Origin of the sequence: Pseudomonas sp. M47T1, assembly GCF_000263855.1 — a bacterium.
Classification (GTDB): domain Bacteria; phylum Pseudomonadota; class Gammaproteobacteria; order Pseudomonadales; family Pseudomonadaceae; genus Aquipseudomonas.
This window is the reverse complement of the sequence record NZ_AJWX01000002.1, coordinates 184,886-204,871: the sequence shown is the minus strand read 5'-3', so window position 1 is coordinate 204,871 and position 19,986 is coordinate 184,886. Positions and strand designations below refer to the sequence as shown.

20 protein-coding genes, 1 tRNA gene and 1 pseudogene are annotated in these 19,986 nt (G+C 62.9%); 13 read left to right on the top strand and 9 right to left on the bottom strand.

Annotated features, from left to right (window positions below; all coding sequences use genetic code 11):
* Positions 1 to 25: 25 nt before the first annotated feature.
* On the bottom strand, positions 26 to 607 hold the full coding sequence (rpoE, locus tag PMM47T1_RS02875; protein ID WP_003252049.1) for an RNA polymerase sigma factor RpoE: 582 nt from the start codon (positions 605 to 607) through the stop codon (positions 26 to 28).
* 665 nt (positions 608 to 1,272) lie between these two features.
* On the opposite strand from rpoE, the gene nadB reads away from it, so the two are divergent.
* Complete coding sequence (gene nadB / locus PMM47T1_RS02870; protein ID WP_008365621.1) at positions 1,273 to 2,889, top strand: L-aspartate oxidase; 1,617 nt, start codon at positions 1,273 to 1,275, stop codon at positions 2,887 to 2,889.
* Here nadB and PMM47T1_RS02865 read toward each other — a convergent pair.
* Positions 2,858 to 3,310: a protein YgfX gene (locus tag PMM47T1_RS02865; protein WP_043300640.1), complete on the bottom strand. Its 453-nt coding sequence runs from the start codon at positions 3,308 to 3,310 to the stop codon at positions 2,858 to 2,860. The genes nadB and PMM47T1_RS02865 overlap by 32 nt on opposite strands.
* Positions 3,294 to 3,548 (bottom strand): FAD assembly factor SdhE, encoded by a 255-nt coding sequence (locus PMM47T1_RS02860; RefSeq protein WP_008365619.1) that lies wholly within the window; start codon positions 3,546 to 3,548, stop codon positions 3,294 to 3,296. Before PMM47T1_RS02860 ends, PMM47T1_RS02865 begins: the two co-directional genes overlap by 17 nt.
* 188 nt (positions 3,549 to 3,736) lie before the next feature.
* Here PMM47T1_RS02860 and ygfZ point away from each other — a divergent pair, with 188 nt between their 5' ends.
* Positions 3,737 to 4,678, top strand: coding sequence for a CAF17-like 4Fe-4S cluster assembly/insertion protein YgfZ (gene ygfZ, locus PMM47T1_RS02855; RefSeq protein WP_008365617.1), 942 nt, complete (start codon positions 3,737 to 3,739; stop codon positions 4,676 to 4,678).
* 78 nt (positions 4,679 to 4,756) lie between these two features.
* Positions 4,757 to 5,560 (top strand): HDOD domain-containing protein, encoded by an 804-nt coding sequence (locus tag PMM47T1_RS02850; RefSeq protein WP_008365616.1) that lies wholly within the window; start codon positions 4,757 to 4,759, stop codon positions 5,558 to 5,560.
* Here the strand turns inward: PMM47T1_RS02850 and PMM47T1_RS02845 are convergent.
* Positions 5,557 to 6,936 (bottom strand): sensor histidine kinase, encoded by a 1,380-nt coding sequence (locus PMM47T1_RS02845; RefSeq protein WP_008365615.1) that lies wholly within the window; start codon positions 6,934 to 6,936, stop codon positions 5,557 to 5,559. The two genes, PMM47T1_RS02850 and PMM47T1_RS02845, sit on opposite strands and share 4 nt — an antisense overlap.
* Positions 6,929 to 7,600: a response regulator gene (locus PMM47T1_RS02840; RefSeq protein WP_008365613.1), complete on the bottom strand. Its 672-nt coding sequence runs from the start codon at positions 7,598 to 7,600 to the stop codon at positions 6,929 to 6,931. The genes PMM47T1_RS02845 and PMM47T1_RS02840 overlap by 8 nt, the downstream gene beginning before the upstream one ends.
* A 301-nt stretch (positions 7,601 to 7,901) precedes the next feature.
* Between PMM47T1_RS02840 and PMM47T1_RS02835 the strand changes: the two genes are divergently transcribed.
* Genes PMM47T1_RS02835 through PMM47T1_RS02825 form a run of 3 tightly spaced genes read left to right on the top strand, consistent with a single transcriptional unit; the run spans position 7,902 to position 10,890 of the window.
* Positions 7,902 to 8,903, top strand: a complete 1,002-nt coding sequence (locus tag PMM47T1_RS02835) for a Bug family tripartite tricarboxylate transporter substrate binding protein (RefSeq protein WP_008365611.1) — start codon at positions 7,902 to 7,904, stop codon at positions 8,901 to 8,903.
* Positions 8,904 to 8,927: 24 nt separating this feature from the next.
* Positions 8,928 to 9,386, top strand: coding sequence for a tripartite tricarboxylate transporter TctB family protein (locus PMM47T1_RS02830; RefSeq protein WP_008365610.1), 459 nt, complete (start codon positions 8,928 to 8,930; stop codon positions 9,384 to 9,386).
* A 1-nt stretch (position 9,387) separates the two neighbouring features.
* Positions 9,388 to 10,890 carry a tripartite tricarboxylate transporter permease gene (locus PMM47T1_RS02825; RefSeq protein ID WP_008365608.1) on the top strand — a complete coding sequence of 501 codons (1,503 nt, stop codon included), beginning with the start codon at positions 9,388 to 9,390 and terminating at the stop codon, positions 10,888 to 10,890.
* A 55-nt stretch (positions 10,891 to 10,945) separates the two neighbouring features.
* On the opposite strand, the gene ung is transcribed toward PMM47T1_RS02825, so the two are convergent.
* A complete protein-coding gene (ung, locus tag PMM47T1_RS02820; RefSeq protein ID WP_008365605.1) occupies positions 10,946 to 11,638 on the bottom strand; it encodes a uracil-DNA glycosylase in 693 nt (230 codons plus the stop codon).
* A 144-nt stretch (positions 11,639 to 11,782) separates the two neighbouring features.
* Between ung and PMM47T1_RS02815 the strand changes: the two genes are divergently transcribed.
* Positions 11,783 to 12,895, top strand: a complete 1,113-nt coding sequence (locus PMM47T1_RS02815) for an enoyl-CoA hydratase/isomerase family protein (protein ID WP_008365603.1) — start codon at positions 11,783 to 11,785, stop codon at positions 12,893 to 12,895.
* Positions 12,896 to 12,924: 29 nt separating this feature from the next.
* On the opposite strand, the gene PMM47T1_RS02810 is transcribed toward PMM47T1_RS02815, so the two are convergent.
* Positions 12,925 to 13,308 (bottom strand): hypothetical protein, encoded by a 384-nt coding sequence (locus tag PMM47T1_RS02810; RefSeq protein WP_081492605.1) that lies wholly within the window; start codon positions 13,306 to 13,308, stop codon positions 12,925 to 12,927.
* A 237-nt stretch (positions 13,309 to 13,545) separates the two neighbouring features.
* On the opposite strand from PMM47T1_RS02810, the gene PMM47T1_RS02805 reads away from it, so the two are divergent.
* The 5 genes from PMM47T1_RS02805 (at position 13,546) to PMM47T1_RS02785 (ending at position 17,357) form a co-directional block, all read left to right on the top strand.
* Entirely contained in the window at positions 13,546 to 15,033 is a 1,488-nt protein-coding gene (locus PMM47T1_RS02805) for a sensor domain-containing diguanylate cyclase (RefSeq protein WP_008365600.1), read from the top strand.
* On the top strand, positions 15,026 to 15,256 hold the full coding sequence (locus PMM47T1_RS02800) for a cysteine-rich CWC family protein (protein ID WP_008365598.1): 231 nt from the start codon (positions 15,026 to 15,028) through the stop codon (positions 15,254 to 15,256). The genes PMM47T1_RS02805 and PMM47T1_RS02800 overlap by 8 nt, the downstream gene beginning before the upstream one ends.
* Complete coding sequence (locus PMM47T1_RS02795) at positions 15,235 to 15,927, top strand: pseudouridine synthase (protein WP_008365596.1); 693 nt, start codon at positions 15,235 to 15,237, stop codon at positions 15,925 to 15,927. Before PMM47T1_RS02800 ends, PMM47T1_RS02795 begins: the two co-directional genes overlap by 22 nt.
* Positions 15,928 to 16,245: 318 nt before the next feature.
* Positions 16,246 to 17,130, top strand: coding sequence for an alpha/beta fold hydrolase (locus PMM47T1_RS02790; protein ID WP_008365594.1), 885 nt, complete (start codon positions 16,246 to 16,248; stop codon positions 17,128 to 17,130).
* Between the two features lie 153 nt (positions 17,131 to 17,283).
* Positions 17,284 to 17,357: transfer RNA gene (locus PMM47T1_RS02785), tRNA-Gly, on the top strand.
* Positions 17,358 to 17,422: 65 nt separating this feature from the next.
* Here the strand turns inward: PMM47T1_RS02785 and PMM47T1_RS28810 are convergent.
* Together PMM47T1_RS28810 and PMM47T1_RS02775 are read right to left on the bottom strand one after the other, a co-directional pair.
* Positions 17,423 to 17,927: pseudogene (locus PMM47T1_RS28810) on the bottom strand (IS630 family transposase); the annotation flags it as partial.
* Between the two features lie 38 nt (positions 17,928 to 17,965).
* On the bottom strand, positions 17,966 to 19,186 hold the full coding sequence (locus PMM47T1_RS02775) for an MFS transporter (protein ID WP_008365592.1): 1,221 nt from the start codon (positions 19,184 to 19,186) through the stop codon (positions 17,966 to 17,968).
* A gap of 382 nt (positions 19,187 to 19,568) precedes the next feature.
* Here PMM47T1_RS02775 and PMM47T1_RS02770 point away from each other — a divergent pair, with 382 nt between their 5' ends.
* Positions 19,569 to 19,790: a hypothetical protein gene (locus tag PMM47T1_RS02770; RefSeq protein ID WP_008365590.1), complete on the top strand. Its 222-nt coding sequence runs from the start codon at positions 19,569 to 19,571 to the stop codon at positions 19,788 to 19,790.
* The last annotated feature ends 196 nt before the right edge of the window (positions 19,791 to 19,986 follow it).

Genomic DNA, 19,986 nt, shown 5'->3' with positions numbered 1-19,986 from the left:
TCCTCTCTTGGCTGTCGCCGCTGTCTCAGGTTTCCTGCAACAAAGGCTGCAGGGCTTTATCTATGGCCTCCCGAGCGCGGAAAATCCGGGATCGCACGGTACCAACCGGACACTGCATGACGCTGGCAATGTCCTCGTAACTCAGACCATCGAATTCACGTAAAGTTAACGCCGTACGCAAATCTTCTGGCAGTTGCTGGATGGTCCGGTGGACGGTGCCCTCGATCTCATCGCGTAACAGGGAGCGCTCCGGAGACTCCAGATCCTTGAGGCCATGATCGCCGTCGTAGAACTCGGCATCCTCGGAACTCACATCACTATCGGGTGGCCTGCGACCGCGGGACACCAAGTAGTTTTTCGCCGTGTTGATGGCGATGCGGTACAGCCAGGTGTAAAAGGCACTGTCTCCGCGAAAATTTCCAAGCGCCCGATACGCCTTGATAAAGGCTTCTTGCGCCACATCCTGGGCTTCATGGGTGTCGTGCACGAATCGCACGATCAACCCGAGAATCTTGTGCTGATACTTCAGCACCAACAGATCGAAAGCTCGCCGGTCGCCGCGTTGAACACGCTCGACCAGTTGCTGATCCTCTTCCTGGGTTAGCATGAATACTCCTCGTTGTACCTGGAGGAGCATTGCTTAAGCCATCGTTCAGGCTTGCAAACATAGACTCGGGCTTTTCGCAAAAGTTCTCCCCTCCAAGCAAGTTTCCTGCGAGCCATAATTTGACCTGCACGAAAACCGCAGCGCGGTCATGGCCGGCTGCGTCAATAATCTTGTCGTCGAATCCGCTTGCAGTGGCCAGCGACCTCAGCCCCACATAAAGCCGACGCCGTTTCCCTTCTCATGGGCGACCGTCTATGGATACCGGGGTATTGCATAAAGTTCCCGGTATTTGCAGGGATCGCCCGAGGACGTTGCGAGTTCATGCGTTGAGCGCCGGTGTTTCAGCCATGAAACAGGCTCAAGACCGGTCGATCAGGCGCATTCCTTCCGTCCGTCAGTCCATGTATCTGATAGCCCGACCAACGGTATAGTTCCACAACGCCATGAAGGCGTCGCTATTGTGCCGCTGGGACCCTTTATATACTAGTAGCCACAGGAGAGTTCGGCAGGGCTCCCCACAGATACCGGTTGGTGCCAACGTGGGCGGGCCGCCTTGTCTGTTCGGCTTTGGATTTTGGGTGTGCTACCAAGTGAGGATTGCACAGCACCGGCCGCATGGAGGAGACTGCGCCGAAAACAATAGTCGCCCCCGCGGACACACAGACATGAGCCAGCAGTATCAACACGACGTTCTAGTGATTGGCAGCGGTGCCGCAGGCTTGAGCCTGGCCCTGACCCTGCCCGGCCATTTGCGCATTGCTGTGCTGAGCAAGGGCGATTTGTCCAACGGCTCGACCTTCTGGGCCCAGGGCGGCGTCGCAGCCGTGCTGGATGACACCGACACGGTGCAGTCCCACGTGGAGGACACCCTCAACGCGGGCGGCGGCTTGTGCCACGAAGACGCCGTGCGTTTCACTGTGGAGCACAGCCGCGAGGCCATCCAGTGGCTGATCGACCAGGGCGTGCCGTTCACCCGCGACGATGACCCGGCCCACGACGAAAACAGTTTCGAATTCCACCTGACGCGCGAAGGCGGCCATAGCCACCGGCGTATCATCCATGCCGCCGACGCCACCGGCGCCGCCATCTTCAAGACCTTGCTGGCCCAGGCCCGACTGCGCCCCAACATCGACCTGCTGGAACAGCGCGTGGCGGTGGACCTGATCACCGAACGACGCCTGGGTCTGGATGGCGATCGCTGCCTGGGCGCCTACGTGCTGGACCGCAGCACCGGGGAAGTGGACACCTTTGGTGCGCGCTTCACCATCCTGGCCACCGGTGGCGCGGCCAAGGTCTACCTGTACACCAGCAACCCCGATGGCGCCTGTGGCGACGGCATCGCCATGGCCTGGCGCGCCGGTTGCCGGGTGGCGAACCTGGAATTCAACCAGTTCCACCCCACCTGCCTGTACCACCCCCAGGCCAAGAGTTTCCTGGTAACCGAAGCCCTGCGCGGCGAAGGCGCCTTGCTCAAGCTGCCCAACGGCGAACGCTTCATGCCGCGCTTTGACCCTCGCGCCGAACTGGCGCCGCGCGATATAGTGGCCCGCGCCATCGACCACGAAATGAAGCGCCTGGGCGTGGACTGCGTGTACCTGGATATCAGCCACAAACCGGCCGAGTTCATCACCAGCCACTTCCCGACCGTGTACGAACGCTGCTTGAGCTTCGGCATCGACATTACCCGCCAGGCCATTCCGGTGGTGCCCGCGGCGCACTACACCTGCGGCGGCGTGATGATCGATCAGCACGGCTGCACCGACGTGCCCGGCCTGTACGCCATCGGCGAAACCACCTTCACCGGCCTGCACGGCGCCAACCGCATGGCCAGCAACTCGCTGCTGGAATGCTTCGTCTATGGCCGCTCCGCCGCCGCCCACATCGTCGACCACTTGCCGCACACCGCCCTGCCCGAGCTGCTGCCGCACTGGGACGCCAGCCAGGTGACCGACTCGGACGAAGACGTGATCATCGCCCACAACTGGGATGAGCTGCGGCGCTTCATGTGGGACTACGTGGGCATCGTGCGTACCACCAAGCGCCTGCAACGGGCCGAGCACCGGGTACGCCTGTTGCTGGACGAGATCGACGAGTTCTACAGCAACTACAAAGTCAGCCGCGACCTGATCGAGCTGCGCAACCTGGCCCAGGTGGCGGAATTGATGATCCGCTCGGCCATGCAACGCAAGGAAAGCCGCGGCCTGCACTACACGCTGGATTACCCGGACATGCTGCCCGAGGCGCTGGACACTATTCTGGTGCCGCCCACCTACGACGACTGAACTTGAGCCGCGTACGCAGGCGCCGATGGTCATCGGCGCCTTGCGTGTCGCCCGGCAGGCACAGGCTGCGCGACCACCACTGGCCCGGCAGGCGAAAACGCACCACCACAAGCCCCGGCAATGCCAGGCTGTCGGGCCGCAGTTGCACGGCCTGCCAGCCTCCGGCCCGATTCCACAGCGCCCAGCCGCTGGCGTCGCGGCGCAGTGCCTGCCAGGCGTGGGGGTGGTTGAGCAGAATGGATCGGGGCAGGTGCCAGGCCCCATGGGCCAGGCACATCAGCACGCCCAGGCAGCGCCAGATGAACGGCGCGTCCAGCAGCAACAGGCTGACCAGCGCCAGGCCCTGTGCAGCCAGATAGGCCGCCAGCAACCGCCGGGAGGCGCGCCAGCGACACTGGAAGGTGCTACTTGGGCTGGACACGGTCCAGGATCATGCGGACCATGCGCTGCAGCTCCGGGTCCTCGGATTCGGCACGCTCCATGAACCAGCCGAACATATCCTGGTCTTCGCATTCCAGCAGGCGGCGGTAGCATTCGCGGTCCACGCCGTTGAGGCCGGGGTACACCTCCTTGACGAAAGGCACCAGCAAGACGTCCAGCTCCAGCATGCCACGACGGCTATGCCAGTAGAGCCGGTTGAGTTCAATATCTTCGACCATGGAGCGCTCCTCAAATAGGCGGGCAGTATACAGGGGCTGGCGCCGCGCGGCACTTGGACTAACGTAGCCGCAAGCTACAAGGTGCAAGCTGCAAGTTCCTCCGCTCTAGCTTGTAGCTTGTAGCTTGTAGCTTGTAGCTTGTAGCTTGTTCTATGATGGTGCCCAGTCTTTTGCCTTTGCGATGTCCCATGGCCGATTCCGCTTTTTTCTGCGTGCTGTCCCACGAAGGTGTTCTGGCCGTCCGCGGCTCTGATGCCGGCAAGTTCCTGCAGGGTCAGTTGACCTGCAACATCAACTACCTCACCGAGCATTACGCCAGCCTGGGCGCACGCTGCACCCAGAAGGGCCGCATGCAGTCGAGCTTCCGCATCCTGCTGCAAGGCGACGGCATGCTGCTGGCCATGGCCTGCGAACTGATCGAGCCGCAACTGGCCGACCTGAAAAAATACGCGGTGTTTTCCAAGTCCAAACTGACCGACGAGAGCGCCGCCTGGGTGCGTTTCGGCATGACCAATGGCGAGGCGGCCCTGGCTGCGCTGGGCCTGCAGCTGGGTTCCGAAAGCAACACGGCGGTGCGCCATGAGACGCTGATTGCCGTGCGGGTCTCGGCCGGGCGCGCCGAGCTGTGGGTACCTGCCGAGCAGGCCGAAGGCGTTCAGCAACAGCTTGCACAGCACCTGCCCCAGGCCCAACTGAATGACTGGCTGCTGGGCCAGGTGCGCGCCGGCATCGCCCAGGTGATGCCCGAAACCCGCGAAACCTTCATCCCGCAGATGCTCAACCTGCAAGCCGTGGGCGGTGTCAGCTTCAAGAAAGGTTGCTACACCGGCCAGGAAATCGTGGCGCGCATGCAGTACCTGGGCAAGCTCAAGCGTCGTCTGTACCGCCTGTCGCTGGCCGATGAACAACTGCCCGCGCCCGGTACGCCGCTGTTTTCGCCTACGCACAACAGCGCCGTCGGCGAAGTGGCGCTGGCCGCTCGCGCCGATCACGGTATCGAACTGCTGGCCGTGCTGCAGGCTGACGCCGTGGAAGAAGGCCAACTGCACCTGGGGAGTCTCGAAGGCCCGCGCCTGAGCGTGCTCGACCTGCCCTATGAACTGGATCGCGACCGCGAGATCCAACGCTAGGCATGATGCCTTCGCCCTTCTGCCGACACCTCTGTCGGCAGCAGGCGCCCACCGCGACAAGCGTTCCAGGAAGTCGATATGAGCGAACTTGCCGAAACGGTACAAGTGCATTTGCTGGCGGCCATCGACAATGATGACCTGGTTCTGCCAACACTTCCCGAAGTTGCCCTGCGCATTCGCGAGGCCGCCGAAGACGTCGACATCAGCGTCGGCGCACTGGGCAAGGTCATCAGCCGCGACCCGGCGCTGGCTGCACGGCTGATCAAGGTGGTCAACAGCCCCATGCTGCGCGCCACCCAGGAAGTCACCGACCTGAGCGCAGCCATCAACCGCCTGGGCATCAACTACAGCAGTAACCTGGCCATCGGCCTGGTGATCGAGCAGATCTTCCATGCCCGCTCCCCGGTGGTGCAGGCCAAGTTGCTGGAGGTGTGGTGCCAGAGCCTGGAAGTGGCCGGTGTCAGCTACGAGCTGTGCCGCCGCCACACCTCGCTCAAACCGGACCAGGCGGCATTGGCGGGGTTGGTGCACCAGATCGGTATCTTACCGATACTCACCTATGCCCAAGACCACAACGAACTGCTGTCAGACCCGGTGTGCCTGAACCACGTGATCGAGCGCATCCAGCCACTGCTGGGCGTCAGAATCCTGGAGGCCTGGGAGTTCGCCGAGCCCTTGGCGAAGGTGCCCGGCCACTACCTGGACCTGACTCGCCACACCGCACAGATCGACTACGCCGACATCGTCCAGATCGCCCGCCTGGTGCGCCAGCGCGACTTTCACCGGCTGCCCGGCCTGCCCGCCTATCGCCACTTGAACCTGGGCGAGGAATTGCCCCTGGCGGAAGTGGACCTCAGTGTGGCGCTTGGGATGTTCCGCTAATCGGCGACGAAGCTGACCCGCACTTTGAGCCCCGTGTGCGCACCGTCATGCAGGCTGATGTGCGCCAGGTGCGCCTTGCAAATCTCGCCGACAATCGCCAACCCCAGCCCGGCGCCCTTGGCGCTGCGGCGGTAGAAACGCTCGAACACCCGCTCGCGTTCGTCGGCCGGGATGCCCGGGCCGTCATCTTCCACTTCCAGCACCGCCGGGGCGCCAACCCGCATGATGACGTTACCGCCAGGCGCGGTATGCGCCAGGGCATTGTCCAGCAGGTTGCTGAGCAGTTCGTTGAGCAGCGTCGGTTCGCCGCGCAGCCACACCGGCTCGTCCGCCTCCAGCGCCAGTGCTACGCCACGGGCGTGGGCCAGCGGCGCCATGGCCATCCCCAGGTCCCGCGCCAGCTGGCTCAGGTCCAGGCGCTGCGCGCCCCCTTCGGCGATGGCCCGCGCACCATTCTCCACCCGTGCCATGGACAGCAGTTGATTGGCCAGGTGCGTCAGGCGGTCGGCGTCCTCACCCGCTGCCTCCAGCGCCTGGCGCCACACTTCGCCCTGATCGGCACGCAGGCCGAGGGCGATACGCGCCTTGAGCGCCGCGAGCGGGGTGCGCAACTCATGGGCCGCGTCGGCAATGAACTGAGCCTGGCGCTCGAACTGGCCGCGAAGGCGCTCGGTAAAATGGTTTAGCGACAGCACCAGTGGCACCAGTTCGCGCTGTACACTGACCACCGGCAAGGGCCGCAGGTCGTCTGGCTGACGCGCCTCCACTTCGCCGCGCAAGCGCGCCAGCGGGCGCAGCGCGGCGCTGACGGCGAACCACACCAGCAGTAGCGCGCCCAGGCCGAGCATGCCCAGCCGCAGCAAGGTATCGGCCATCAGCCCGCGGGCCATGCGGATGCGCGCCTCCTCGGTCTCGGCCACGCGAATCTCGGCCATGCCATTCATGTCTGGCTCGCTGACCGCTTTCAACAGGCTTACCACCCGCACGTCCTGGCCCAGGTAGCGGCCATTGTAGAAACGTGCCAGGGCCGGGTAGTCGTCAGTGCGCGGCGTGCCTGCCGGGGGCGCCGGCAGGTTTTCATAGCCGGATATCAGCTTCTGGTGAATGTCGTTGACTTGGTAGTAGATGCGCCCGGCGCTGTCATAGGCAAAGGTGTCCAGCGCCACGTAAGGCACATCGGCACTCAGGCTGCCGTCGCGCTGCGACAGGCCCGCGGCAATGCTGCGCGCCGAGGCCAGCAAGGTGCGGTCATAGGCGGTGTCGGCAGCCTCGCGGCCGTTCCAGTAGGCGCTGAGGCCGCTGGCCAACATCAGCACCACCAACAACACGGCCAGGTTGCACAACAGGCGCCAGCGCAGGCTCTGAACCTTAAGCATCGCGGCTCTCGAGCAGGTAGCCCAGGCCGCGGAAGGTAACGATGGCCACGGCCTGACCGTCGAGTTTCTTGCGCAAGCGGTGCACGTAGATTTCGATGGCGTCGGCACTGGCCTCCTCGTCCAGGCCAAACACCTGGGCGGCTACCTGCTCCTTGCTCATGACCCGCCCCGGCCGGGCGATCAGCGCTTCGAGCACGGCCTGCTCGCGGCTGGTCAGCGCCAGTAACTCATCGGCCAGGGTGAACCGCCGGGTGTCCAGGTCGTAGACCAGTGCACCGCACCGCTGCTGACGCTCGCCACCCAGCACGCTGCGGCGCAGCAGGGCCTTGACCCGCGCTTCCAGTTCGCTCAACTCGAACGGCTTGGCCAGGTAGTCATCGGCGCCCAGGTTCAGCCCGTGCACCCGGTCCTTGACCTCGCTGCGGGCGGTGAGCATCAACACCGGCAGGTTCTTGCCGCGCCCACGCAGGCGCGCCAGCACCTCGAAGCCGTCCATGCGCGGCAAGCCCACGTCGAGAATTACCAACGCGTAGTCCTCGCTGGCCAGCGCCAGGTCGGCGGCCACGCCGTCCTGCAGTACGTCCACCGTCAGCCCGGTGTTCTTCAGGGCCTGGGCGACGCTTTCTGCCAGGGGCAGGTGGTCTTCGGCGAGGAGTATGCGCATGGGGATCAATCTCGTGTTGTAGATGGCTGGTAACCGCTGCCGTAGGCTGCGCTGGCCCTTTGGTACACTGCAGAGCTTCAGCGTGGGCGACGGCCCGCGCAGCCTGCCGGCAGCGACAGTGCGGCAGTGTACGCCCCGGCCCGCGCCTGTGAAGGGCTGCCACAGGCAATTTTCGCCTGAAAGGTTAGCGAAAGGTTGCTCCCTTATCATCACCCCACGGCAACTCCATTGCAGGGCGTTGCCGTGAAAAACGCCACGATGCGTTTTCACTAAAACAAGAACAAAAAAACGGAGTTTCCCCATGCTATTGAACCGCGCGCAGGCTCGCCTGTCTGTTCTGGCCCTGGCACTGGCCGCCAGTTACCTGGCACTACCATTCAATGCCCTGGCCGCTGAACCCAAACGCCCCGAATGCATCGCTCCGGCCTCCCCCGGCGGCGGTTTCGACCTGACCTGCAAGCTGGTGCAAAGCGCTCTGGTGAGCGAAAAGATCCTCAGCAAACCCATGCGTGTCACCTACATGCCCGGCGGCGTCGGCGCGGTGGCCTACAACGCTGTGGTTGCGCAACGCCCGGCTGACGGCGGCTCGCTGGTGGCCTGGTCAAGCGGCTCGCTGTTGAACCTGGCGCAAGGCAAGTTCGGCCGTTTCGATGAGCACGCCGTGCGCTGGCTGGCCGCCGTGGGCACCAGCTACGGCGCCATCGCCGTCAAAAACGATTCGCCGTACAAAAACCTCGACGACCTGGTGCAGGCCTTGAAGAAGGACCCCAGCAAGGTGGTGATCGGCGCCAGCGGCACCGTGGGCAGCCAGGACTGGATGCAGACCGCGCTGATCGCCAAGGCGGCCGGCATCAACCCGCGTGAACTGCGCTACGTGGCACTGGAAGGCGGCGGTGAAATTGCCACCGCGTTGCTGGGCGGCCACATCCAGGTCGGCAGCACCGACATTTCCGACTCAATGCCACATATTCTGAGTGGTGACATGCGCATGCTGGCGGTGTTCGCCGACAAGCGCATTGACGACCCGCACATGAAAGACATCCCCACCGCGCGCGAACAGGGCTACGACATCGTCTGGCCCGTGGTACGCGGCTTCTACCTGGGGCCCAAGGTCAGCGACGCCGACTACGACTGGTGGAAAGCGGCGTTCGACAACATGCTCGCGTCCGACGACTTCGCTACCCTGCGCGCCCAGCGCTCGCTGTTTCCGTTCGCCATGACCGGCCCGGAACTGGACACCTACGTGAAGAAACAGGTCACCGACTACAAAACCCTGGCCAAGGAATTCGGCCTGGTTCAGTGAAGCCCTTCACCTAGGAGACCTCCCATGGCCCTGCAACGTCTCTTTGCCATCGCCCTGCTGCTGGCGTGCGCCGCACTGGCCGCGATGGCCTGGCCCTACCAGGCCGCTTTTTCCTACGAACCGGTAGGCCCGCGGGCCTTCCCCCTGCTAATGCTGGGCCTGATGGCTGCGGCCCTGCTGTACCTGAGCATCCACCCCACCGCCATCGCCCACAGTGACGAAGAGCCACCGCTGGACCGCGCCACCCTGGGCAAGATCGCTGCCTGCGTGGCGTTGCTGCTGGTGTTTGCCGGCACCTTCGAATCCTTGGGCTTTGTGCTGGCCAGCATGCTTGCCGGCATCCCCATGGCCCGCCTGTACGGTGGCCGCTGGTTGCCCGGCGCGGTGATCATCAGCCTGCTCAGCATTGGCCTGTACCTGCTGTTCGACAGGGCCATGGATGTACCGCTGCCCCTGGGCCTGCTCGCGTTCCTGGAGAACTGACATGGACACTTTCAGCTACCTGGGCCAAGGCTTCGGCGTGGCCTTGAGCCCCTACAACCTCGTGACCGCGTTATGCGGCACCCTGATCGGCACTGTGGTTGGCCTGCTGCCAGGCCTGGGGCCTATCAATGGCGTGGCGCTGTTGATTCCCATCGCCTTTGCCCTTGGCCTGCCGCCCGAATCGGCGCTGATCCTGCTGGCGGCGGTGTACCTGGGCTGTGAGTACGGCGGCCGCATCAGCTCGATCCTGCTCAACATTCCTGGTGAAGCCTCCACGGTGATGACCACCCTGGACGGCTACCCCATGGCTCGCCAGGGCCTGGCCGGGGTGGCGTTGTCGCTGTCGGCCTGGAGCTCGTTCATTGGCGCCTTCATTGCCACCTGCGGCATGGTGCTGTTTGCCCCGCTGCTGGCCAAATGGGCCATCGCCTTCGGCCCGGCCGAGTATTTCGTGCTGATGGTGTTCGCCATCGTCTGCCTGGGCGGCATGGCCGGCAACCGGCCATTGAAGACGTTCATTGCCGCGTTGATCGGGCTGTTCCTGTCCTGCGTCGGCATCGACGCCAACAGCGGCGTGTACCGCTTCACCGGCGACAATGTGCACCTGGCCGATGGCATCCAGTTCGTGGTGCTGGTGCTGGGCCTGTTTTCCATCAGCGAAATCCTGCTGTTACTGGAAAAGACCCACCGCGGCCAGGAAGCAGTGAAGGCCACCGGGCGCATGATGTTCAACGTCAAGGAGGCCGCCGCGGTGTTTGCAGTGAACCTGCGCTGCGGCGTGCTGGGCTTCATCATGGGCGTGCTGCCAGGCGCCGGCGCCACCCTGGCCAGCGCCGTAGCCTACATGACCGAGAAGCGCATGGCCGGCGCCAGCGGCACCTTTGGCAATGGTGACAAGCGCGGCCTGGCCGCCCCGGAAACTGCCATCGGCGCCTCGGCCTGCGGCGCCCTGGTGCCCATGCTGACCCTGGGCGTGCCCGGCTCGGGTACCACGGCGGTGATGATCGGCGCCCTGTCGCTGTACAACATCACCCCGGGGCCGCTGCTGTTCCAGCAACAACCGGACATCGTCTGGGGGCTGATTGCCTCGCTGTTCATCGCCAACATCATGCTGGTGGTGCTCAACATCCCGATGATCCGGCTTTTCACCCGCATCCTGTCGGTGCCCAACTGGGCGCTGGTGCCGGTGATCGCCATCATCACCGGGATTGGCGTGTACGCCGTGCATGCCACCACCTTCGACCTGTTCCTCATGGTGGGTATCGGCATCTTCGGCTACATCCTGCGCAAGCTGGACTTCCCGCTGTCACCGGTGTTGCTGGGGTTCATTCTGGGCGGGTTGATGGAGCAGAACCTGCGCCGGGCGCTGTCGATATCCGACGGTGCGCTGGGCATTCTGTGGGCCAGCCCCATCACCCTGGGGGTGTGGGCGCTGACGGCGATTATGCTGGTGTGGCCGCTGGTGCGCCTGTGGCGCCGGCGCGTTGCCCTGGCCGCTGCCTGACGATGGGGCACCTGTGGGTGCTGGCAAGCCAGCTCCCACAGGATCGTGGTGTGGATCAGACCGGTGGCAACTGCCAGTCGATCGGTGCCAGCCCGCTCTGCTGCAAGAACTTGTTGGTTCGGCTGAAATGCCCGTTGCCGATAAAACCACGGTAGGCCGACAGCGGTGATGGGTGTACCGAGGTCAACACCAGGTGCTTGGTGCTGTCGATCAGCTTCTGCTTGCCCTGCGCATGGGCACCCCACAGCAGGAACACGACGCTGGTCTGTTGCTCACTGACGGTCTGAATGACGCGATCGGTGAACGACTCCCAGCCTTTCTTGGCATGGGACGCCGCATTGGCGCGCTCCACCGTCATGGTGGTGTTGAGCAGCAGCACGCCCTGCTCGGCCCAGTGCTGCAGGCAGCCATGGGGCGCGATGTCGATGTTCAGGTCGCGCTTGAGCTCCTTGTAGATATTGACCAGCGAAGGCGGCGTGGCGATGCCCGGCTGTACCGAGAAACATAGGCCGTGCGCCTGACCCGGGCCGTGGTAGGGGTCCTGGCCGAGGATCACCACTTTTACCTGGTTCAGCGGCGTAAGGTTGAGGGCGTTGAAAATCATTGGCCCCGGGGGGTAGATCTCCTTGCCGGCCGCATGCTCCTGGCGCAGGAACTCGCGCAGTTGAGTCATGTAGGGCTGGTCGAATTCGTCACGCAAGGCGTGCTTCCAGCTGGGTTCGAGTTTGATGCGGTCGTCGGAGGTCATTTGGCGTTGCCCGAAAAACAATGGGGCGGACACTAGGAAAGCACGCCACGATTGTCAATCCATGTAGCCGAAGACTGACGTGATGCCGACGGCGGGCCATACTGTCTGATCTACTGCCCAACTCGCGTTACTCAAGAGGTCAGGATGAATCTGCAATTCGAAGAGCTTGTCGGTGTCGATGGCGCCCGCATTGGCGTTGCCACCCTGGACGCCGAAAAATCCCTCAACGCGTTGTCGCTGCCCATGGTCGAGGCCCTCAACGACCAGCTGGAGCGCTGGGAACAGGACGACCAGATCGTCTGCGTATTGTTGCGCGGCAATGGCGCCAAGGCGTTCTGTGCCGGCGGCGACGTGCGCAGCCTGGTGCAGGCCTGCCGGGCCCACCCCGGCGAAGTGCCGCCACTGGCATCGCACTTCTTCGCTGGCGAATACCGCCTGGACTACCGCCTGCACACCTTTCCCAAGCCCTTGATCTGTTGGGGCCACGGTTACGTGCTGGGCGGCGGCCTGGGCCTGTTGCAGGGGGCCAACGTCCGTATCGTCACCCCCAGCAGCCGCCTGGCCATGCCCGAGATCAGCATCGGGCTGTTCCCCGACGTGGGCGCCAGCTGGTTCCTGTCGCGCCTGCCGGGCAAGCTGGGTTTGTTCCTGGGGCTGACCGGCTCGCACATCAACGGCCGTGACGCCCTGGACCTGGGCCTGGCCGACCGTTTCCTGCACGACCACCAGCAGCCGGCCCTGATCGAAGGGCTGCTGCAACTCAATTGGCAGGAGCAGACTGCCGTGCAGCTCAACAGCCTGCTCAAGGCCTTGCAGCAGGAAGCCGTGGGTGAAATGCCCGAAGCCCAATGGCTGCCGCGCCGTCGGCAGATCGACAGCCTGCTGGACGTCAGCGACGTGGCCGCGGCCTGGCGTGCCCTGGTGCATCAGCGCCATAGCGACGACGCGCTGCTGGCCAAGGCCGCGCATACCCTGGCGGAAGGTTGCCCGTTGACCGCGCAACTGGTCTGGGAACAGATAGTGCGCGCCCGGCACCTGTCACTGGCGCAGGTGTTCCAGATGGAATACACCCTCAGCCTCAACTGCTGCCGTCATCCGGAGTTCAGCGAGGGCGTGCGGGCGCGACTGATCGACAAGGACCAGAAACCCCGCTGGCACTGGCCCGACATAGCCGCTATTCCGCAGGCCGTGGTGGAGGCGCACTTCAGCAAGGCTTGGGAGGGGCGTCACCCGCTGGCCGATCTGTCCAATTACTGAGCGGCTACAGGTTGGCCTTACTGGCTGCCTTAGCGGCGGCCGCCGCCAAACCCGCCGTGGCCAGGGCCACCATGGTTGTCATGGTCGCCGTGCCCCTGCCAGTTGCCCCGGCCTGGGCCACCCGGGCCGCGCCCCGGCGGCGGCGGCGGTGGGCGATGACCGTTCCAGCCCGGCCCGCCTGGCCGGTAACCGCCGCCGGGTGGAGGACGGTAGTAATGAGGCGGCGGCGCGTAGTAGCGCGGCGACCGAATGTAATAACCGGAGTTGTAGTACGCGGGGCCATAGGGGTAATAGCCATAAGGATAGGCGCCCCCGGCGTACACATCCGTTCGGTAGTAGGCAGGCCCCTCGTAAGGTGCACACGCGGAGATCAGCAGACCTAGCAACACTATCAGCAAAAGTCTTGGTTTCATGGCGGCCTCCCGGACCGCTGGACAGCTCGAACCAGCGACGCTGGTCGGCGCCGAGCAAAATATAGCGATCGGCATAGATTCAGACCGCGGAAACCCGACTCAGTGCCACCCCTGAAATAATTTGCGACAAGATCGAAACACTCTTATCCATGCGCGCAATTTCTTTACCGCCCCTGGCCCCGCAGCGCCCTCCTCTACCCTAGAATGACGCACCGGTCACCAGCCAATGGATTTGCTATGCCGCCCCGCTTTACTTCGTTGTCACAGCGCTCGCTTATCCTGACGCTGGTACTGCTGCTGGCCAGCGGCTTCGTGCTCACCTCGCTGCTGAGCTACTACGCTTCGCGCAGTTCCATTCGCGACAACATCGTCAACACCGAACTGCCCCTCACCAGCGACACCGTGTACTCGGAAATCCAGAAAGACCTGGTCCGCCCGGTGCTCATCTCATCGATGATGTCACGCGACACCTTCATGCGTGACTGGGTCATGGCCGGCGAGCGCGACCCACAGCAGATGACCCGCTACCTGCAAGAGGTCATGAGCCACTACGGCGCCTACACGGCCTTTTTCGTCTCCGACGCCAGCCTGACCTACTACCAGGCCAAGGGCGTGCTCAAAAAGGTCAAGGCGCAGGAGCCTCGCGACGCCTGGTACTTCCGCGTGCGCGACATGCAGACGCCCTACGAGATCAACGTCGACGTGGACATGGCCAACCACGATGCCCTGACCATCTTCATCAACTACAAAGTGTTCGACTACCAGGACCGCTTCATCGGCGCCGCCGGCGTGGGCCTGACCGTGAACGCCGTGGTCAAGCTGATCGAAGACTACGAGCAGCGCTACCAGCGTGACGTATACTTTGTCGACCGTGACGGGCGCGTGGTGCTCACCGGCGCCCAGGGCGGCCCGCTTGGCGCCCACAGTGGCCAGCAACTGAACGCACTGGCGGACCTGCACGACCTGTTGGCGCGCATGCCCAAGCCCGCCACCGGCAGCTACGAATATGCAGCCCAAGGCAAGAAGCATTACCTGAACGTACGCTTCATTCCGGAGCTGGACTGGTACCTGTTCGTCGACAAGCGCGAAGACAATGCGCTGGGCGACATCCGCCAGTCGCTGTACCTGAACCTGTTGATCTGCCTGTTGGTGACTGCTCTGGTTCTGGGGCTGCTCAAGCGCGTGGTCAACCGCTACCAGTTGCGCCTGGAACGGCTGGCCACCCGCGACATGCTGACCGACCTGCCCAACCGCCGCGGCTTCGACCTGCTGGCCAGCCAGGCCATCAGCGAAGCCGAGCGCGATCCCCAACCGTTGGCGGCCTTGCTGCTGGACCTGGACCACTTCAAGCAACTCAACGACAGTCATGGCCACCTGGCGGGCGACGAAGTGCTCAAGGGCTTCGCCCAGGTGCTGCGCGACAGCCTGCGCCAGTCCGACATTCTGTGCCGCTGGGGCGGGGAAGAGTTCATCGTACTGTTGCGCAACACCCCGGGCGGCGATGCCCTGCAGATCGCCGAGAAGATTCGTCGGCACGCCGAGGAATACACCTTTCCCTACGCCGGCAAATCGCTGAAAATCACCACCAGCGTCGGCGTCACCGGCCTGCAGGCCAACGACAGCCTGCACAGCCTGCTCAACCGCGCCGACCATGCGCTATATCGCGCCAAACAGAGCGGACGCAATTGCGTGCGCAGCGAGTTGCCCCAGTCCCACTATGAATGATGTCAGCCTGTGCCCGGCCTGCGGCGCGTCCAACACCTGCAGCCTGGCCGACCCGCGCACTGCCACCCAGCCCTGCTGGTGCTATGGCGTGAACATCGACGCCAGCGTGCTGGCGGCCCTGCCCGCCGTCCTGCGCAACAAGGCCTGCCTGTGCCCGCGCTGCGCCCAAGTGCTGGACCAGTTGCCACCTGACGAATTCGCATGCGCCTCGACCGATTCCTGAGCAACCTGCCCCAGTTCAACCGCAAGCAAGTGCGCCTGTTGCTGGTGGAACGCCGCGTGCGCGTGGACGGCGTGGCCGTGGGCGACCCGCACGTCGAAGTGCGTGAGTTCAGCCAGGTACTGCTCGACGATCAGGTGCTGCAGGTGGGCCGCCCTGCCCGCTACTTCATGCTGCACAAGCCCATGGGCTGCGTCAGCGCCACCGTGGACCCGCAGCACCCGACGGTGCTCGACCTGCTGGATGAACCCGACAAGCACGACCTGCACCTGGCCGGGCGGCTGGACTACAACACCTCGGGGCTGATGGTGATCACCAACGATGGCCAGTGGTCGCGTCGGCTCACGCAACCACAGACCAAACTGGGCAAGGTCTATTACGTGGAAACCGAACAGGAAATCAATGAGCAGTACATCGAGACCTTCGCCCGCGGTATTTATTTTTCATTCGAAGATCTCACCACTCAGCCCGCTACACTGCAATTGCTGGGAGCGCGCAGCGCGCGGCTGACCATCGTCGAAGGCCGCTACCACCAGGTCAAGCGCATGTTCGGTCACTTTCAAAACAAGGTGTTACGGCTGCATCGTGAGCAAATGGGTCCGCTGACCCTTGATCCAGAGCTGTCGCCAGGGCAGTACCGACCACTGACGGCTGAAGAGATTCAGCAAATCTAGCGGTTGGACCGCCGGGCAGAAACCCCCGTGACAATGCTCAAACGGTACTTGCGCAGACGTCACATGCCTGCTTGAATCCAATCGTCGGTCCACATGTGACTCGACAGTCACCACCACATTCTAAGAAACCTTTTTGTCGGCCATCGGGTGCCTCACACGGCCCGAGTCCAACAGATCGCCCGCCTATAACAATACCCGTCGACCAGCTTGTTCGGATCGACATGGGCAAAAAATTCCAAGGCTATTGCCTACCTGTCACAAATAACGTGCAGAGTCGATTGCGCGAGTACCCGTTTTTTTTGCCAGGAGTCTTACGACATGAGGCCAGAAATCGCTGTGCTGGATATACAGGGTCAGTATCGGGTTTACACGGAGTTCTATCGCGCGGATGGTGCGGAAAAAACCATCATTCTGGTTAATGGGTCGTTGGCTACCACGGCGTCTTTTGCACAGACCGTGAGAAATCTTCATCCGCAATTCAACGTAGTGCTGTACGACCAGCCCTATGCCGGCAAGTCCAAGCCTCACAACCTGCACCAGCGTTCGCTGACCAAGGAAGAGGAAGGCCTGATCCTGGTCGAGCTGATCGACCACTTCAACGCCGAGCATGTGATGTCGTTCTCGTGGGGTGGCGCCTGCGCGCTACTGGCCCTGGCCCATCAGCCCAAGCGGATCGAGAAGGCGGTGATCAGCTCGTTCTCGCCAGTGCTCAACGACTCCATGCGCGACTACCTGGAGCGCGGCGCCCACTACCTGGGCCGTTGCGACCGCCACAAGGTCGGCCACCTGGTCAATGACACCATCGGCAAGCACCTGCCGTCGCTGTTCAAGCGGTTCAACTACCGCCATGTCAGCAGCCTGGACGACCACGAATACGCGCAGATGCACTTTCACATCAGCGAAGTCCTGCAGCACGACCTGGGCAACGCCCTGCATGCCGCTAGCAGGATCAGCGTGCCCGTGCTGTTCATGAACGGTGAGTGGGACGAATACACCACGGCCCACGAAGCCCGGCACTTCGCCAACCATGTGGCACGTACCGAGTTCAGCACCATCCAGAGCACCGGGCATTTCCTGGACATGGAGCACAAGGCCGCCTGCCGTGACACCCGCCTGGCGCTGATGGACTTTCTCAAGCCCAATGCCCAGGAGAATCGCCTGCGCTATCGTCCGTTCGACGGCCACCATGCACTGGCTATCTGAACACCGGCCAGCCGACTGCCACGCGTGCACATCAACGCCACCCAACGGGGCCGAGAAGATGAACAACCGTGGCGGCCGGCCGGCAAATGCGCCTGGGGCGCAATTAGCGCTTCAATTGACGGGCGACTTCTGGTAAAAAGTGAACCGCGTTCAGCGGGTGTCGTATAATGGCATTACTCCAGCTTCCCAAGCTGATAACGAGGGTTCGATTCCCTTCACCCGCTCCAGCCTTTTCTGGTTCCAATTTCCAACCTTTTATTGCCCCACGCTCGCCCCACGGCGACGCTTCCCCCTTGTTCAGAATATCTTCCCCCCTGACGTTCCAGACGTAGCGAGTCGGCTGCGCATTTCGCAGTGCCAAGAACGTGGTGATCGCGCTTTCCACTTCGCGAACCGAACTGAAACTGCCGTCACGCAGGTACACCGTGATGTCGCGAAAGAAGCGCTCAACCATGTTCATCCACGAACTGGAGGTCGGGGTGAAATGCATGTGGAAGCGTTTGTGCGTCTCAAGCCATGCCTTCACTTTTTGGATGCTTGTGCGTGGCGTAGTTGTCGACGATCACCTGCAGCTGAAGAGGCTTGGGCGTTTCTCGATTGATCTTCTTCTTGAGAAACTCCAGCCATTCCTGATGCCGGTGTTGGCGCTCGATGGAACTGATCAAGCGTCCCTGAAGATAATCCAGCGCAGTGAACAAGGTGACGGTGCCATGGCGGACATAATCTTGCAATTGCGTGCGAATATGCCCGATGCCCAAAGGCAGTCCGGGTTGGGTGCGCTCGAAGGCCTGAACCTGGTGCAGCCGCTACGAGATGGCCACCGTCTGCGGGCAGCTCAAACCGACACTGGCCCCCTCCCCTCCCGCTCCACCACCCACGCCAACGGCAACGTCAGCAACAACACCCCCGCCACTACCATCAACGCCAGGGTAATTCCCGTCACATCCCCCAGCCGTCCGAACAGCACCGGCGCCAGCGCCCCGGCCCCGATGGTGCCGGTGTAGAACAACGCAAACGCCTGCTCGCGGCGGTCCGGGGCGGCCAATTCCGGTACGGCGCCATACAGCACCGAGGACGTGCCGTTCAGCGCTAAGCCCAGCAGCGGCAGCATGGCCATCAGGCCCCACTGGGGCAGGAACAACGCCAGCACAATCAGCAACGAAGTGCTGGTCTCCGTGAGCCACACGGTTTTCATCATGCCGATGCGCGCGCCCAGGTAGCCGCACAGCAGTTTGCCAAAGGCCCCGCCGATGAACAGCAGCATCAGCGCCAGACCGATGCCGGCGGTGCCGGCGCCCTTGGCTTGCAGCAAGAACGGCAGAAAGGTCAGGAAGCCCATGCGTACCGCGCTGTCCAGGGTACCGGTCAGCAGTAAGGCACGCAGGCCCAGTGCCGAACCCTGCCCCATGGCCAGCGCGGTTTTCCTTGCGGCCTGCGCGCCAACGATGCCGCGCGATGGCACCAGCCACCACAGCAAAGCGGCTGCCAGCAAGCCGAGCAGCCCCATCAGGGTGGCACTGACCCGCCAACTGATGACCGTCAGCAACAGGCCCACCAACCCCGGGATCAGGGTTTTGCCAATATCGCCGGCGAAGTTGTACTGCGACAGGGCCTGCTTCACCCCGCCACCCGCCTCATGGGTGTCGGTCACCAGCGAGGACGCCAGGGGGTGCTGGGTGCTTGCCCCCAGGCCGCCGAGCATCAGCGCCAGCAGCAACACCCCCAGGCCGCTTGCCTGGCCAACACATAAATAGGCAATGCCGGCCAGCGCGGTGCCGCCCACCAGCAAGCGTTCCCGGCCCCAACGCCGCGCCGCGCGGCTAGCAAGCAGCTGTATGCCGGCCATGGTCCCGGAGTAGGCGCCACGCAGCAGCCCGACCTGAGTGAGGCTCAAGCCGAACTGCGCTTGCCAGATCGGCAACAGCACATAAATAAGGTCGGTGAGGCCATCGTGCACGGCGTGCGCACTGCAGGCCGCCAGCAGTGAGCGGCGGCGCAGCGACTGGTCGCTGGCAGGGGACGGGTGACCAGCAAGAATTTCGTCGGCAGTCGTCATTATTGTCAGGCACAGACTGGGAGATATAGATAGCCTGCTATTTATAAAACGGAATACCAACGAGCACAAACACCTAGTGTCCTGTCTTCGAAATACGTTCTCTTTTGACGAGTGGCTGTTGTTCCCAGGCAAGGCGCGGCAACGAGCCCTCGCAGGGCTATGGCAAGGAGTCGCCACGCCGCCTGGCAACGACAGACGCCGTCAACAGTGAACAGCTTATTTCGGAGACAGGCCACTAGTTCCTTGTCATTAATACCCACTATAGGCGGCCCGTTTCACCCAACAAATATTCACTCGCGTCGAAAAAACACAGAACGATTGAAATGGCCGTGGGTCAGTACCGTTAATGACCATAGCGCTGCGCGAGCGAAAGGAGCCCGGCATGACAGACTCGTTGCTACAACCGACCTTGTTGGACAAGCTGTATGAAAACCAGCTGGCCATTGCCGCTGCGGTCGAAGAGCTGGCCTTGTGGGTAGAGGTGCGCTGGGAGGCCGAGGACATCGCCGAAAACGTACGCAGCGCCTTGGAAACCCTGGACCGCAATGCGGATTACATCAACCGTACGATTGCAGCGCTGCGCAAGGAGCGTGCGGATCTGTAGGCACTGTTGACGCTCGGTAAGGCTTGCACGAACTGCAGGCTTTTCAACAGTGCCAGCCATTGTACATATATTATTTTTGACGTACTTCCATTCGCACGATAATTAAAAATGCGTCTAACTGGAAATGGGATACAAAAAAAGTCTCTTAAAAACAATCAGCTCAAAAAAGTTCCGTTCCGGCCCTGTCCGCTGATCA